The sequence below is a fragment of the Rhizobacter sp. genome (genome assembly GCA_021153565.1).
GTDB lineage: Bacteria > Pseudomonadota > Gammaproteobacteria > Burkholderiales > Burkholderiaceae_C > Albitalea.
In genome coordinates this window covers 1-15,709 of sequence record JAJKJU010000161.1, presented here as the reverse complement: position 1 = coordinate 15,709, position 15,709 = coordinate 1, and the positions used below count along the sequence as shown (strand labels likewise).

Sequence of the window (15,709 nt, the reverse complement as noted above, 5' to 3'; positions counted from 1 at the left end):
CGCGCACGCGCTGCGGGTTCTTCACGATCATCAAAGACAGGTAGCTGACTTTCTGGCCGCGCAGGCTGAGCAGGTTTGTCACCACCCGCTCGTCCGGCGCGCCGCAGCGTTCAATGAACTGCGTACGGCCGAGCAGGCCGCGCAGTTCGAGCCAGTCGATCAACTCATCCATCAGCGGCTTGACCTTCATCAACACCAAGGTGTCGAAGTCGGCCAGCAGCCGATCGACCGCGCTCACGCCGTAAGCGGCAGGCACGATCGCGACGGTGTCGTCCTGCTCGGCAAAAGGCAGGCCGAGCGTGGCGCAGGCGGCGGTGAATGAGTTGACGCCGGGAACGACGTCCACAGCGACGCGCTCGTCCAGCGCGCGCACGGTGCGAGCGAGGTGGCCGAAGGTCGCATAGGTGGAGGCGTCGCCCTCGACCAGGAACAGCACGTCCACCCCGGTCTGCAGCAGGGGCAGCACGGCCTCGGCCGCGCGGTGCCAGTGGCGCAGCAGCTTGGCTTCGTCGTGCGTCATCGGGAACAGCAACGGCTGGTGCTGCGCGGGAAGTTCAATGCCGGAGCGCACGACGATGTCGAAGGCGTAGCTCGGCGTCTTGGTGCTGCGGGTCGGGTAGGTCCACACGGTGTCGCGGCGCTCCAGCAGCGCCCATGCACGACGCGTGATCAGGTCCGGGTCGCCAGGGCCCAGGCTGACGCCAATCAGGCGACCGGTCGTGTTGTCGGCAGCCGGTACGGCGAGCGACGCTCCAAGCAGGTCGGGCTCACGGTCGCTCATCGGATGTCTCCTTGGATGCACCCCTTTCAAGGCCTTCGCTCCCTCTCCCTCTGGGAGCTCTGGGAGAGGGCTGGGGTGAGGTCGTAGGCAGTGAATAAGGCCATGGGTTGCCATCACCGCAGCCCCTCACCCAACCTCTCCCCAGAGGGGAGAGGAGCCAATACAAAACCTTGAAAGGGGGTACCCCCTGAGAGGCTGAGAGTATTTCTTCCTGAACTCGTCGAAGGTCTTCGCTCCCTCTCCCTCTGGGAGAGGGCTGGGGTGAGGGCCGTGGGCGGTGAATAAAGCCATGGGTTGACATCACCGCAGCCCCTCACCCAACCTCTCCCCAGAGGGGAGAGGAGCCAATACAAGACCCTGAAAGGGGTGTCCTCTCAGAACTTGATGCCGCCCGGCGCCGGCTTCTCCGTGGGTACTTGCGGTTGCTGTTGTGGTTGCTGAGCGGCCTTTCGTTCGACGGGTGCCGCAGGCTCCGTCAAGGTCGTGGCAGCCGGGTACTGATAGTTGGCCGGGAGGTGGGACTCATGCGGATACCCGGCTGAGTCCAGGTACGACGACCACGTGTCCGTCGTCAACCCGCGCAACACTTGTGCGCCGATGGTGAGCGTCGGCGTATCCCGACCGCCCGAGATGCGCTGCAATGCCTCTCCATCCTCTCTGCTCACGATCAGCTTTTCGGTGAACGGTACACCGCGCTGCCGAAGGAAGGCTCGCGCCGAGTCGCACGGATCGCAAACCTTCATCACGTAGAGAGTCACTGGAAAGCGCTGTGTCGCCTGCCGCAATTCCAAAGGCAGAGACGCTTGCGGGATCGCGCTCACGTTCTCGCCGAGCTTGCTAACTTTGTTGCCGCCCGCCTGTACCGGGGGGGTGTCTGTATAGGTCACCTTGCCATCCGGCGACACAACCTTGTATTGCGGCTGGACCTGGGCGTGAGCCTGGGCGGACAAGCCGGCAATCAGCGCGGCGACAGGTGCCAGCAGATAAAGGTTTCGAGTAATTCTGTTCATGGGGATGCTCCGGTCCACGAATCTAAGCCACGAAATCTAAAGTCGAAAGCGGGTTTAAGGACATGTGCTAAAGCCAACTCGGTCACGACATGCCTTGGTGTCGCAACAACGCGTCGATGCGGGGCTCGCGGCCGCGGAAGGCTTTGAAACTTTCCATGGCAGTGCGACTGCCGCCCGATTCGAGCACGGCCTCCCGGTAGCGCCGGCCGCTCTCGATATCGAGCACGGTGCCGTTCTTCTCAGCCGATTCTTCGAACGCGCTCCACGCGTCGGCGCTCAGCACCTCTGCCCACTTGTAACTGTAGTAGCCGGCCGCATAGCCACCGCCGAAGATGTGCGAGAAGGTATTTTGGAAGCGGTTAAACGAAGGAGGTGGAAACACCGACACCTCGGCGCGCACTTCGTCCAGGACGCCCTGGATGCGCTCTTCGCTGCCCGGCTCGGCATGCAACCTCATGTCGAACAGCGAGAACTCGACTTGGCGCAAGGTCTGCAAACCGCTCTGGAAATTCTTGGCCGCGAGCATGCGGTCGAAGAGTTCGCGCGGTAGCGGCTCGCCGGTGTCGATGTGCGCGGTGAGTCGCTTGACCACGTCCCACTCCCAACAGAAATTTTCCATGAACTGGCTGGGCAACTCCACCGCATCCCATTCGACGCCGGAGATGCCTGACACGCCTACGTCGTTCACCTGGGTGAGCATGTGGTGCAGGCCGTGGCCGAACTCGTGGAAGAGCGTTGTCACTTCGTCGTGCGTCAGCAGCGCGGGGCGCAGCTTGCCATCGACTTCCAGCGGTGGCGCGAAGTTGCACACGAGGTGCGCGACCGGGGTCTGCAGCAACCCCTCGGGACGCGCCCAGCGGCCGCGCACGTCGTCCATCCATGCGCCCGGGCGCTTGCCGGGCCGGGCATAGGGGTCGAGGTAGAACTGACCGACCAACTGGCCGGCGCGTTCAATGCGGAAGAAGCGAACGCTCGGATGCCAAACCGGCGCGCTGTCGGGGCGAACCGATACGTCGAACAGCGTCTCGATGAGGCGAAACAGGCCTTCGAGCACCTTGGGTTCGGTGAAGTACTGCTTCACCTCCTGGTCGCTGAAGGCATAGCGGGCTTGCTTCAGTTTCTCGCTGGCGAAAGCGACGTCCCATGCTTGCAGATCCGGCAGGTTCAGGTCGGTCTTGGCAAACTCGCGCAGTTCGTTCAGGTCACGCTCGGCATAGGGCCGGGCGCGATGGGACAGGTCGCGCAGAAAGTCGAGCACCTGCGTTGGAGAGTGGGCCATCTTCGGCACCAGCGACACCTCCGCGTAGTTGGCGTAGCCCAGGAGCGATGCTTCTTCCTGCCGCAGTGTCAGCAGCTTGCTCATCACGCCGGTATTGTCGAGTTCGGTCTTGCCGAACTCGCTCGCGCGCGTCACGTTGGCGCGGTAGAGCGCCTCACGCAGGGCTCGGTTCTCGCCATATTGCAGCACGGGAAAGTAGCTCGGGAAGTGCAGGGTGATGCGGTAGCCGTCTTTGCCTTCTGCTTGCGCGGCGGCGCGTGCGGCCTGCTTCACATCGGCGGGAACCCCCAGGAGCTCATCTTCGGTCGCGTAGTACGAGAAGCCGTCGGTTGCATCGAGCACGTGCTCGGAAAACTTCTGAGACAGGTCGGCCTGCAGCTCCTGCAATTGCTGGAAGCGTTGCTTGGCCTCGCCCTGCAATTCGGCGCCGGCAAGCACGAAGTCGCGCATGGCATTGGACAAGGCCTTGCGGCGCGGCGCGCTCAGCGAACTTGCGCTTGGTGCGTTGGTGACGGCCTTGTATTTGGCGTAGAGGCGTTCGTCGGCGGCGTGACGGCTGAAAAGTTCGGTGACCTTGGGCAACGCAGTGGTGTAGGCGGCGCGCAGTTCGGGCGTGTCGGCCACGGCGTTCAGATGGCTCACGGCACCCCAGGCGGACTTGAGCCGCTCGCTGGCCACGTCGAGTACGGCGGACAGGGCGTCGTAGTCGGCCGGTACATCGGGGCCGACGCCTTTCTCAAGGGCCTCATCGGCCTGCTTCAACAGCATGTCGATCGCGGGCGCGACATGGTCGGGGCGGATCTGGTCGAAAGCCGGCAGGCCTTCGGCTTGGAGCAGCGGATTCGTCATGGAGTTTCCCTGTGATTCGCAGAGTCAGACTTTCGCAGCGGCCTTACGTTCCGCGGCCTCGATGGTATTCACGAGCAGCATCGCACGAGTCATGGGGCCAACGCCACCGGGGACCGGCGTGATCCAGCCTGCCACCTGCGACACGCCTGCAAAATCGACATCGCCGCAGAGCTTGCCCTCGTCGTTGCGGTTCATGCCCACATCGATGACGACCGCGCCCGGCTTGACCATGTCGGCGGTGAGAACGTTGCGGCGACCCACTGCCGCGACCACCACGTCAGCGTTTCGCGTGTACTGTCCAATATCGGCGGTGTTGCTGTGGCAGATCGTGACGGTGGCATTGGCTTGCAGGAGCAGCATTGCCATGGGCTTGCCCACGGTGTTGCTTCGCCCGATGACCACTGCGTTCTTGCCCTTGAGCGCGAGCCCGGTGGTTTCGATGAGCTTCATGCAGCCGTAAGGTGTGCAGGGGCGGAAACCCGGTTGGCCGACCATTAGCGCGCCTGCGCTTTGCACGTGGAACCCATCGACGTCCTTCAAGGGAGAGATGGTCTCGATGACCTTGTGCGGATCGATATGCTTGGGCAAGGGCATCTGGACCAGAATACCGTGGATGGTCGGGTCGTTGTTCAGTGCCTCGATGCGCGCGAGCAGCGCTGCTTCGGTCAGTGTGGCGTCGTACTTGTCGAGCACCGAGCGCACGCCGCTTGTCTCGCAGTCGTTGACCTTGTGCTTGACGTAGACCTGCGAGGCCGGGTCGTCGCCCACCAGGATGACCGCGAGGCCGGGCTGCTGGCCGCGAGCAGTGAGGGCGGCGGCGCGCTTGGCGACTTCAGCGCGGATGGACTTGGCAAGCGCGTTGCCGTCGATGAGTTGTGCGGTCATGAATGAATCCTCGAGATCGAAGCATGATATTGAAGCATCACCCGCAGAGCGCAGCGATTGCACCATCAAGCAACGCCCGAGGATCCGGCTTCGCCGGTCCTCTGGGTGGCGCCCCTTGGGGGCAGGAGCGAAGCGACTGGGGGGCTCTGTCGCACCCGAGGATCCGGCTCTGCCGGTCCTCTGGGTGGCGCCCCTTGGGGGCAGGAGCGAAGCGACTGGGGGGCTATTGCTTCGCCTGCGCGCCGAGCGCGATCTTTAGCAGATCAGCTACGGTGTTGGCGTTCAACTTTTCCATGATGTTGGCGCGGTGCGCCTCCACCGTCTTGATGCTGATGCCCAAGTCGTCGGCGATCTGCTTGTTGAGTCGGCCGGCGACGATGCGCTCCAGCACCTGGGCTTCACGCGTGGTCAGTCGAGACAGCAAGGCGTCGCGGCTGACGGCTTCCTGATGTTGGCTGAAGGCGGCGCGAGCCTGGTCGAGCATGCGCTCCACGAGGCCTAGCAGCTCTGCTTCCTTGAAAGGCTTTTCGATGAAGTCCATCGCGCCCTTCTTCATCGTTGTGACTGCCATCGGCACGTCGCCGTGGCCGGTGATGAAGACGATGGGGAGCGGCGAATGGCGCTCAAGCAGACGATCCTGGAGTTCGATTCCGCTCATGCCATCCATGCGGATGTCGGCAATGAGGCAGGCTACTTCACGCGGATCGAAGCGAGAAAGGAATGATTCCGATGAGTCAAAGCACTTGACCCTGTAGTCCTTGCCTTCGAGCAGCCATTGCAGCGAATCGCGAACCGCTTCGTCGTCGTCGACGACATAGACCGTGCCTTTCTTCGGAATCAAGCTCATGAAGTGACAACAGTGTTAGAGGTTGAAAGGGGATCGTGCCGGGTGGTTTCGACCGGCAGCGTGAAGGTGAAGCTGCAGCCCACGACGCAGGCGCCATTGTAGAGGTTCTGTGCTCGGATCCGCCCTCTGTGGGATTCGATGATCGAGCGGCAAAGGCTCAAGCCGATGCCCAGGCCTTCAGCCTTCGTCGAGAAGAATGCTTCGTACAGCCGCGAGATGACTTCCTCCTTGAGGCCCGGTCCCATGTCCGTGACGGAAAATTCAATGACTCCACCTTCTTCAGGCGTATGCCGCGGCACCACCCGCAACTCGATGTTGCGGCGCGCGGGCGGAAGATGCGCCATGTCGATGGCCTCGGCCGCGTTCTTGAGCAGGTTGAGGACCACCTGTTCGATGAGGATGGGGTCGACCATCAGCGTTGGCAGGCGCTGCGCGACGTAGGTGTGTATGGCCACGTTGCGTCGGCGCAATTCGATGCTCGCGAGGTCGACTGCGTCTTCCACGATGGTCTTGGCCTGCGAGGGTTGGCGCTGGGGCTCGCTCTTCTTCACAAAGTTGCGTATGCGGTGAATGATCTGTCCGGCCCGCTGCGCCTGGCGCGAGGTCTTCTCCAGAGCGGCGATCAGGTCTTCCTTCTGGATCGCGTCGTTGTTGACACGTGTGACCATGCCGTTGCAATAGTTGGCGATGGCTGTGAGCGGCTGGTTCAGCTCGTGGGCCACGGAAGAGGCCATTTCGCCCATGGTGACGAGGCGGCTCGTGACCTGTGCTTTCTCGGCCTGGCTCGCGGCCAGTGCTTCGGCACTTCGGCGGGCGGTGATGTCGGTCGCGATCAGCATCTGCGCGAGCCGGCCGTCGGTCCATTGCAGGTAGCGTGACCGCACGTCGAACCATTTCTTCAAAGGCTCGATGTAGACCTCGCGCGGGTCCGAGCCGATCTCGGTCAGTTCCTGCGCGGGAAGGCCGCCGAAGCTGTCGACGGAATCGTCCGATTCGGCGAGGCTGGGAAGATCGGGATCTTCACCTGCCAGCATCCCGTGCCCGTTGGCGTCGGCGCCGAACCAGAGGCGGTACGAGCGGTTGGCAAAGAGCAGTTCGCCCTGCTGGACCGACAGCACCGACACGGCCGCATCCAGGCCTTCGAGCACGGTCGTGAAGCGCTCGTGCGAGGCCGAGAGTTGGTCGCGAATTCGCTTGGCCTCGGTGATGTTGGTCATCGATGTCATCCAGCCCGTCTGCTGTGCCCTGGGGTCGATCAGAGGCGATACGTACATGCGCGCATCGAAGAGACTGCCGTCCTTGCGCATCACCTTCACTTCAATGCCGCCCGCGGGGCTTCGGCCTTGCAGTTCCTGCTGGAAGAGTCGGTTGTTCTCTTCATGGCGGTCGGGCGGCCAGTGCGGGAAGGGCGGCTGCCTGCCAATCAACTCGGCTTCGGAGAATCCGGTCATCGCGCAGAAGGCCGGATTCACATAGGTGATGCGGCCGTCCATGTCCATCGCCCGCATGCCTGTGAGCATGGAGTTTTCCATTGCGCGCCGGAAGTTGGCCTCCGACACCAGCGCGTTCTGCATCTGCAGTCGCCGGCCCATGTGACGCCAGGTGCCCAGCAGCATCCACACGGTCAACACACTCAGCGCCGCGACCATCCAGAACAGCGTGTTGCTGATGAGGCCAATGGATGTGCGATACCCGTGCCCGCGCAGGATCAGTCCGTCGCCAGCCGGTGCCACCGGCACGTTGTGCACGATGGACGCAGGCTGTATCTTTTGCCCAGGCATCGGTGTGACCGTGCTCGCAAGCACGTGCTCCTGCGCATCGACCAGGCTGATCGCGTGGCGGTTCGACACCTCGACCGGCACGAAGTAGCGCATCAACGCCTCCACCGAGTACTCCGCCACCAGCGTGCCGCTGAACGCGGCGCGGTCGATGAGGGGAATCTGTACCTGGATCACCGGCATGCCGTAGGCGTCAGTGAACGGTCGCGTGTAGACCGGCTGGCGCAAGGTGCGGGCCGCGATGAAGGCGATTTCCGGCTCGGTGGACTCGCCCTCCTTGGGCAGGGACGTCCCGTATTCCTCGCCCGTGAGGCCAATCTCCGGATTGAAGCTGATGGCCGAGTACGCCGCTTTGCGCACCCGCGCGGCGTTAATCCAGAAGAGGTGATTGATCTCCGGGCGCTCTCGCGTGAAGCTCGCTGCCTGCCCGAGAAATTCGTGCTGGTCGATGGCCTTGGTGACGACCTCTCGCGCGATGCGGACGAGTTGCTCCTGGTTCTCGATCAAGCGCAGGCGGATCTGCTGCTGCGCGATCTCTGTGTCGCGCTTGACTGATTCCTGCTCGCGCTCGAACTCCTCGTTGCGCAGGTACCAGAAGGCAGAAATGATGGCCGCGAGAAACAGCAGCACGGAGATGAGAGGGCCCAGCGTCGCGAAGCGGTCCTGCTGCGCAGGCGACTGCCTGCGCCACCAGCGGCCGAACAGCCGACGCGGCAGTGTGGGTGTACTGCGCTGTGGCGCCGCGAATTTGAAGCTTGATGGCATGGTCGGGATTATCGAGTGCCCTGCCCACCACCGCTGCGCCACTCGCGTCGCAACCGCTGCCGTGTCCCCGTACGTCTTTGTACGTATATCGCCATATGAAATCGTCTCGCACAATTTGAAAAGTCAAGCGAGTTGTGCGAGACTTCGCGCCTTCGCAAAAGTCGACGCCGGGCCGCCCCAAGGCGACGATTCGCCCCCGCAGCGGGGGCCGACGCCACAGGCGTCCAGGGGGCTTATAGATAACAGGAGACAAGCTCATGTCCGCCATGCCTGAACCCTTTCTCGGTGCCGCAGCGAACGACACCGATGCCCAGGAAACCCGCGAATGGCTGGACGCCTTGTCAGCCGTCATCGCAACCGAAGGCGGTGAGCGCGCGCACTTCCTTCTCGAAGAACTGATCAGCCACGCGCGTCAGGCGGGCATCGACGTGCCGTTCTCGGCCAACACGGCCTACGTCAACACCATCCCCGTCGAACAGGAAGAGCGCTGTCCTGGCAACCTCGAGATCGAAGAGCGCCTTCGCGCCTACATGCGCTGGAACGCGATGGCGATGGTGGTGAAGGCCAACCGCCTGCACCCCGCGGACGGCGGCGACCTCGGCGGCCACATTTCGTCCTTCGCGTCGCTCGCCACCATGTTCGGCGCGGGCTTCAACCACTTCTGGCACGCCGAAGACGGCGACCATGGCGGCGACCTTTTGTACATCCAGGGCCACTCGTCGCCCGGCATCTACGCCCGCGCCTTCATGGAAGGCCGCATCAGCGAAGAGCAGTTGCTCAACTTCCGCCAGGAAGTCGACGGCAAGGGAATCTCGAGCTATCCGCACCCGAAGCTGATGCCCGAGTTCTGGCAGTTCCCGACTGTGTCGATGGGCCTGGGCCCGTTGATGGCGATCTACCAGGCGCGCTTCCTCAAGTACCTGCATGCTCGCGGTATCGCCAACACCGAGAACCGCAAGGTGTGGGTGTTCTGTGGCGACGGCGAGATGGACGAGCCTGAATCCTTGGGCGCAATCGGCCTCGCTGCGCGCGAGAAGCTCGACAACCTGATCTTCGTCGTCAATTGCAACCTGCAACGCCTGGACGGACCCGTCCGCGGCAACGGCAAGATCATCCAGGAGCTCGAAGGCGAGTTCCGGGGCTCCGGCTGGAACGTCATCAAGCTGCTGTGGGGCAGCTACTGGGATCCGCTGCTCGCACGAGACAAGGAAGAGATCCTGCGCAAGATCATGATGGACGTTGTCGATGGCGACTATCAGGCGATGAAGGCCAACGACGGCGCCTTCGTGCGCAAGCACTTCTTCGGACGCCATCCCAAGGCGCTGGAGATGGTCGCGAAGATGAGCGACGAGGACATCTGGCGCCTGCAGCGCGGCGGCCATGATCCGCAGAAGGTGTATGCGGCGTATCACCGAGCGGTGAACACCAAGGGGCAGCCGACCGTCTTGCTCATCAAGACGGTCAAGGGCTTCGGCATGGGCAAGAGCGGCGAAGGCAAGAACACCGCGCACCAGACCAAGAAGCTCACCGACGACGACATCAAGAGCTTCCGCGACCGCTTCAACATTCCCGTGAGCGATGCCGAGATCGACGCAGGCATTCCGTTCTACAAGCCGGCCGACGACACGGTCGAGATGAAGTACCTGCACGAGCGCCGCAAGGCGCTGGGCGGCTACCTGCCGCATCGCCGCACAAAGGCCGACGAACAGCTGAAGGTGCCCGATCTGGAGACCTTCAAGGCCGTGCTGGAGCCGACGGCGGAAGGCCGGGAGATTTCCACCACGCAGGCCTACGTCCGCTTCCTCACACAACTGTTGCGCGACAAGGACATCGGCCCGCGCGCGGTGCCCATCCTCGTCGACGAGGCGCGTACCTTCGGCATGGAAGGCCTCTTCCGCCAGATCGGCATCTACAACCCCGAGGGCCAGAAGTACACGCCGGTCGATAAAGACCAAGTCATGTACTACAAGGAAGACAAGGCCGGGCAGATCCTGCAGGAAGGCATCAACGAAGCAGGCGGCATGAGCTCGTGGATTGCGGCGGCGACGTCGTATTCGACGAACAACCGCATCATGATTCCGTTCTACGTGTACTACTCGATGTTCGGCTTCCAGCGCATCGGCGACCTGGCCTGGGCGGCGGGCGACATGCAGGCGCGTGGCTTCCTGCTGGGCGGCACCTCAGGGCGCACGACTCTGAACGGCGAGGGCCTGCAGCACGAGGACGGCCACAGCCACATCCTTGCGGGCACGATCCCGAACTGCATCAGCTACGACCCGACCTTTGCGCACGAAGTGGGCGTGATCCTGCATCACGGCCTGAAGCGCATGGTCGAGAAGCAGGACAACGTCTACTTCTACCTGACGCTGCTCAACGAAAACTATGCCATGCCTGGCCTGAAGCCGGGCACCGAAGAGCAGATCATCAAGGGCATGTACCTGCTGCAAGAAGGCGCGAAGAAGACGCCGCGCGTGAACCTGTTGGGCTCGGGCACTATTCTTCGCGAAAGCATTGCCGCCCGGGAACTGCTCGAGAAGGACTGGGGGGTGGCGGCCAACATCTGGAGTTGTCCGAGCTTCAACGAACTGGCCCGAGACGGCCAGGACGCCGAGCGCTGGAACCTGCTGCATCCCACCGAGCGCCAACGCGTGCCGTTCGTGGCGCAGCAACTGGAACCGCACGTCGGGCCGGTGATCGCATCCACCGACTACATGAAGGCCTACGCGGATCAGATTCGCCAGTTCATGCCCAAGGGTCGCGTCTACAAGGTGTTGGGCACGGACGGCTTTGGCCGCAGCGACTTTCGCAGCAAGCTGCGCGAGCATTTCGAAGTCAATCGCCACTATGTCGTCGTCGCCGCGCTGAAGGCGCTCGCGGAAGAAGGCACACTGCCGACTTCGAAGGTCGCTGAGGCGATAAAGAAATACGGCATTAACGCCGACAAGATCAACCCGCTATACGCCTGACAAGAAACGCGGAGACTAACAACATGGCATTGGTGGAAGTCAAAGTTCCGGACATCGGAGACTTCAAGGATGTGGAGATCATCGAACTGCTGGTGAAGCCGGGCGATACCGTTAAAGCGGAACAATCCCTGATCACGGTGGAAAGCGACAAGGCATCGATGGAAATTCCATCGACGCACGCGGGGTTGGTCAAGGAGCTGAAAGTCAAGATCGGCGACAAGGTGAGCCAGGGCTCGACGCTCTTGGTGGTGGAGGGCAAGGAGGCTTCGGCACCCGCTGCGGCGGCACCTACCGCATCTGCCGCATCTGCAGCTCCCGCGGCGGCAGCTTCGCCGGCACCCATTCGTGCCGAGCCCGCTCAAGCAAGCACTTCAAGCGGTCCGGTCGACGTCGAAGTCCCCGACATCGGCGACTTCGACGAAGTGGCTGTCATCGAGGTGTTCATCAAGGCCGGCGACACCATCAAGGCCGAGCAAAGCCTGATCACCGTCGAGAGCGACAAGGCGTCGATGGAAATACCGTCGTCACACGCCGGCGTCGTGAAGGAAGTGAAGGTCAAGGTCGGCGACAAGGTGAAGAAGGGGTCGCTGGTTGCGGTGGTGGAGGGGACTGGTGCTGCCCCGGCACCGGCCGCGGCGGCGTCTGCCGTCCAGGCTTCACCTGCTCCTGCGGTAGCAAAAGCGAGCGAGGCGCCGGCACCCGAGAAGCATGTGCCGACAGCCGCGCTTCCTCCTCACGAGCCGACTGCTCCCAAGGGCAATCTTCCTCACGCATCTCCCACCGTTCGCAAGCTCGCCCGCGAACTGGGCGTGCCGCTGGAAGAGGTGAAGGGGACGGGGCCTAAAGGCCGCATCACCCAGGACGACGTCAATGCCTTCGTCAAGGGTGTGATGGCCGGCAGCGTGCAGACCAAGGCCCAAGCCTCGAAGGCGCCTGCTGCAGCGGCAAACGCAGGCGCTTTCCCCGGCCTCCTGCCGTGGCCGCAGGTCGACTTCACCAAGTTTGGCGCGGTCTAGCGCAAGGACCTGTCGCGCATCAAGAAGATCAGCGGCGCCAACCTGCATCGCAACTGGGTGGTCATTCCGCATGTCACCAACCATGACGACGCCGACATCACCGAACTCGAAGCCTTCCGCGTTCAACTGAACAAGGAGAACGAGAAGTCAGGCATCAAGGTCACGATGCTCGCCTTCCTGATCAAGGCCTGTGTGGCCGCACTCAAGAAGTTCCCGGAGTTCAATGCGTCGCTTGACGGCGAGCAAATAGTGCTCAAGCAGTACTTTCACATCGGCTTCGCGGCAGATACGCCCAATGGCCTCGTGGTGCCGGTGATCAGGGACGCTGACAAGAAGGGCGTCCTGCAGATCTCTCAAGAGATGAGCGATCTTGCCAAGAAGGCGCGCGACGGCAAGCTGGGCCCGACCGACATGACGGGAGGCTGCTTCTCGATCTCGTCGCTGGGCGGCATTGGCGGACGCTATTTCACGCCCATCATCAACGCGCCTGAAGTCGCCATCCTCGGCGTGTGCAAGTCTGCCACCGAGCCCAAGTGGGATGGAAAAGCCTTCCAGCCCCGATTGATGCTGCCGCTGTCGCTCAGCTGGGACCATCGCGTCATCGACGGTGCGGCGGCGGCTCGATTCAATGCTTATCTGGGACAAATACTCGCTGATTTCCGTCGCGTACTTCTATAAAGAAATCATGCCCCCGCCTCGCTGCGCTCCTGTTCCCCCAAGGGGCGTGGACGTTCCCTGGGGCGGCCTGGCGTCGCGTCAAGCCACAAATGCCGGCTGCTCGCTTGCTCTCGAAGCGCATTGCGGCGTTGCGTCTCCTCGCCATAGCGACGGCTATGACTCGTCGGCGCGCCTTGCACTGCGCTGCGACAGCGGCGCGATCAACCGACACTTGTGGCTTGACGCGACACTAGTGGGGCGTTCGAAGAAGGAAAACAAATGACGACAGTCGTGGTGGTCCGAAAGGGCGGTCAAGTGGCGATTGCAGGCGACAGTCTGGTGACCTTCGGAGACACCAGGCTTGCGCATGGCTACGAGGCCAACGAGAAACTCTTCAAGGTAGGCGAATCGTGGTTCGGCATGTCGGGTACGACGGCGCACTTCCCGGTGCTGCGACGAGCGCTCAACGGGCTGTCGCCTGAAGAGCTTCGCCTCGGGTCGCGTGATGAAGTCTTCGACACGTTCTTGAGGCTGCATCCGAAGCTGAAGGACACCTTTTTCCTCAACACCAAGGAAGAGGATTCCGACCCCTACGAGAGTTCGCAGTTCACGGCGCTCATTGCCAATCCCAAAGGAATCTTCGGCGTTTACTCCTATCGGGAAGTGTTCGAATTCGATCGCTTCTGGGGCATCGGCACCGGCCGTGGCTTCGCTCTCGGTGCGATGTATGCGTCCTACGACCGTGCCAGGACGGCCAAGGAAGTCGCGGAAATCGGCGTGAAGGCCGGCTGCGAATTCGACAAGAACTCGAGCGGTCCCGTGCGCGTTCACACCATCAAACTTCAAGACTGACTGAAACAAGACATGCCTTCCATCGACATCAAGGTTCCCGACATTGGCGACTTCAAGGACGTGGCGATCATCGAGGTGCTGGTAAAGCCGGGCGATACCGTGAAGGTGGAACAGTCGCTCATCACCGTGGAGAGCGACAAGGCGTCGATGGAGATTCCTTCGTCGCATGCCGGGGTGGTGAAGGAGCTGAAGGTCAAGATCGGGGACACGGTGAGCGAGGGGACGGTGATCTTGTCTCTCGAGGCCGATGCCAGTTCCGTTCGCGCTGAGCCTGTCGCAGCCCCGTCACCGAGTCCCGCTCGCGCATCGCCCCCCTCACCGCAACCCTCTCCCGCGAGAGGGGAGGAAGCGGTGGCTCCGGCAGCGGCGAGCTATTCGGGTGGGGCCGATATCGAGTGCGACATGCTCGTGCTCGGCGCGGGGCCCGGCGGTTATTCGGGCGCCTTCCGCGCGGCGGACCTGGGGCTGAAGACCGTGCTCGTGGAGCGCTTTCCCACTCTTGGCGGCGTGTGCCTCAACGTCGGTTGCATCCCATCGAAGGCGCTGCTGCACGTTGCTGCCGTGATGGACGAAGTCAAGCACTTCGATTCCTTCGGCGTCACTTTCGCCGAGCCTTCCGTCGACCTGGACAAGTTGCGTGCCCACAAGGGCAAGGTTGTCGGCAAGCTCACCGGTGGACTCGCCGCGATGGCGAAGATGCGCAAGGTGACAGTGGTGCAGGGCAACGGCGAATTCGCCGATCCGCACCACATGAAAGTGACGATGGCCGATGGGAAGATCCAGACCATCAAGTTCAAGAACGCCATCATCGCGGCCGGCTCCGAAGCGGTGAAGCTGCCCTTCCTGCCAAAAGACGATCCGCGTGTCGTGACCTCCACCGGCGCACTCGAACTGCGCCAGCGGCCCAAGCGCATGCTGGTCGTCGGCGGCGGCATCATCGGCCTGGAAATGGGCACGGTGTACTCAACGCTCGGCGCGCGGCTCGACGTTGTCGAAATGCTCGACGGCCTGATGCAGGGCGCGGATCGCGACCTCGTCAAGGTGTGGCAGAAGATGAACGCCCCGCGCTTCGACAACATCATGTTGAAGACGAAGACCGTGGGCGGCGAAGCCACCAAGGACGGGATCCTCGTGCGTTTCGAAGGCGAGGCCGCGCCCAAGGAGCCGCAGCTGTATGACCTCGTGTTGCAGGCTGTTGGCCGCGTGCCCAACGGCAAGCGCATCGGGGCGGACAAGGCCGGCGTGATGGTGGGTGATCGCGGCTTCATTCCGGTCGACATCCAGATGCGCACCAACGTGCCGCACATCTTTGCCATCGGCGACATCGTGGGCCAGCCCATGCTTGCCCACAAAGCGGTGCACGAAGCGCACGTGGCAGCAGAAGTGGCTGCCGGTCACAAGGCCGCGTTCGATGCGCGGGTGATTCCGAGCGTGGCCTACACCGATCCGGAAGTTGCGTGGGTGGGCGTGACCGAGGACGAGGCGAAGGCCCAGGGGCTCAAGGTCAAGAAGGGGCTGTTCCCTTGGACCGCCTCGGGCCGTGCAATTGCGAACGGTCGCGACGAGGGGTTCACCAAGCTGCTGTTCGATGAGGAATCCCACGTCATCGTTGGCGGCGGCATCGTAGGCACGCATGCGGGCGACATGATCGGCGAGATCGCGTTGGCGATCGAGATGGGCGCGGACGCGGTGGACATCGGCAAGACCATCCACCCGCACCCGACGCTCGGAGAGAGCATCGGCCTGGCGGCAGAAGCTTTTGAAGGCGAGTGCACGGACTTGCCGCCGGTCAAACGCTGAGCATTTGCAGAGGGGGGGGCACGCATCGCTGTTCCCGCCTTGCAGTGGACCTCTCAGACCTTTACGCACGCTGGACACGCGGAAAGTTGCGCGTCTTTACTGGCTTTGACGGCATTCTCTTGAAGTGATGTCAGTTTTCGACCGAAATCGATGTGAATTTCAGATGCTGGGAGATGGGGGTGATTTTTGAGAGGCCCCTCACCCCAACCCTCTCCCCCCGCCGG

9 protein-coding genes and 1 pseudogene are annotated in these 15,709 nt (G+C 62.7%); 4 read left to right on the top strand and 6 right to left on the bottom strand.

Annotated elements, in window-relative coordinates:
- The 6 genes from cobI to AC30NL_RS09800 form a co-directional block, all read right to left on the bottom strand.
- Positions 1-781: precorrin-2 C(20)-methyltransferase (gene cobI / locus AC30NL_RS09825; RefSeq protein WP_489463819.1), on the bottom strand; the 781-nt coding region annotated here is incomplete at its 3' end.
- A 374-nt stretch (positions 782-1,155) separates the two neighbouring features.
- A complete protein-coding gene (locus tag AC30NL_RS09820; protein WP_489463818.1) occupies positions 1,156-1,791 on the bottom strand; it encodes a glutaredoxin family protein in 636 nt (211 codons plus the stop codon).
- Positions 1,792-1,873: 82 nt separating this feature from the next.
- Positions 1,874-3,919 (bottom strand): M3 family metallopeptidase, encoded by a 2,046-nt coding sequence (locus tag AC30NL_RS09815; RefSeq protein ID WP_489463817.1) that lies wholly within the window; start codon positions 3,917-3,919, stop codon positions 1,874-1,876.
- 24 nt (positions 3,920-3,943) lie between these two features.
- Positions 3,944-4,804 (bottom strand): bifunctional methylenetetrahydrofolate dehydrogenase/methenyltetrahydrofolate cyclohydrolase FolD, encoded by an 861-nt coding sequence (gene folD / locus AC30NL_RS09810; RefSeq protein WP_489463816.1) that lies wholly within the window; start codon positions 4,802-4,804, stop codon positions 3,944-3,946.
- Between the two features lie 223 nt (positions 4,805-5,027).
- A complete protein-coding gene (locus AC30NL_RS09805; RefSeq protein WP_489463815.1) occupies positions 5,028-5,651 on the bottom strand; it encodes a response regulator transcription factor in 624 nt (207 codons plus the stop codon).
- Positions 5,648-8,194, bottom strand: coding sequence for a PAS domain-containing sensor histidine kinase (locus AC30NL_RS09800; RefSeq protein ID WP_489463814.1), 2,547 nt, complete (start codon positions 8,192-8,194; stop codon positions 5,648-5,650). The genes AC30NL_RS09805 and AC30NL_RS09800 overlap by 4 nt, the downstream gene beginning before the upstream one ends.
- Positions 8,195-8,451: 257 nt before the next feature.
- Here AC30NL_RS09800 and aceE point away from each other — a divergent pair, with 257 nt between their 5' ends.
- The 4 genes and pseudogenes from aceE (at position 8,452) to lpdA (ending at position 15,485) form a co-directional block, all read left to right on the top strand.
- Positions 8,452-11,160: a pyruvate dehydrogenase (acetyl-transferring), homodimeric type gene (aceE, locus tag AC30NL_RS09795; protein WP_489463813.1), complete on the top strand. Its 2,709-nt coding sequence runs from the start codon at positions 8,452-8,454 to the stop codon at positions 11,158-11,160.
- Positions 11,161-11,183: 23 nt separating this feature from the next.
- Positions 11,184-12,854: pseudogene (aceF, locus tag AC30NL_RS09790) on the top strand (dihydrolipoyllysine-residue acetyltransferase).
- 258 nt (positions 12,855-13,112) lie between these two features.
- The gene (locus AC30NL_RS09785; protein WP_489463812.1) at positions 13,113-13,685 is read left to right on the top strand and encodes an MFS transporter; all 573 of its coding nucleotides are present in this window, start codon (positions 13,113-13,115) and stop codon (positions 13,683-13,685) included.
- Positions 13,686-13,697: 12 nt separating this feature from the next.
- Positions 13,698-15,485, top strand: coding sequence for a dihydrolipoyl dehydrogenase (gene lpdA, locus AC30NL_RS09780; protein ID WP_489463811.1), 1,788 nt, complete (start codon positions 13,698-13,700; stop codon positions 15,483-15,485).
- The last annotated feature ends 224 nt before the right edge of the window (positions 15,486-15,709 follow it).

Excerpts from the sequence above, each read along its gene's own strand:
- AC30NL_RS09820 (WP_489463818.1), bottom strand. The coding sequence starts at position 1,791 with ATGAACAGAATTACTCGAAACCTTTATCTGCTGGCACCTGTCGCCGCG.
- AC30NL_RS09815 (WP_489463817.1), bottom strand. The coding sequence starts at position 3,919 with ATGACGAATCCGCTGCTCCAAGCCGAAGGCCTGCCGGCTTTCGACCAG.
- folD (WP_489463816.1), bottom strand. The coding sequence starts at position 4,804 with ATGACCGCACAACTCATCGACGGCAACGCGCTTGCCAAGTCCATCCGC.
- AC30NL_RS09805 (WP_489463815.1), bottom strand. The coding sequence starts at position 5,651 with ATGAGCTTGATTCCGAAGAAAGGCACGGTCTATGTCGTCGACGACGAC.
- AC30NL_RS09800 (WP_489463814.1), bottom strand. The coding sequence starts at position 8,194 with ATGCCATCAAGCTTCAAATTCGCGGCGCCACAGCGCAGTACACCCACA.
- aceE (WP_489463813.1), top strand. The coding sequence starts at position 8,452 with ATGTCCGCCATGCCTGAACCCTTTCTCGGTGCCGCAGCGAACGACACC.
- AC30NL_RS09785 (WP_489463812.1), top strand. The coding sequence starts at position 13,113 with ATGACGACAGTCGTGGTGGTCCGAAAGGGCGGTCAAGTGGCGATTGCA.
- lpdA (WP_489463811.1), top strand. The coding sequence starts at position 13,698 with ATGCCTTCCATCGACATCAAGGTTCCCGACATTGGCGACTTCAAGGAC.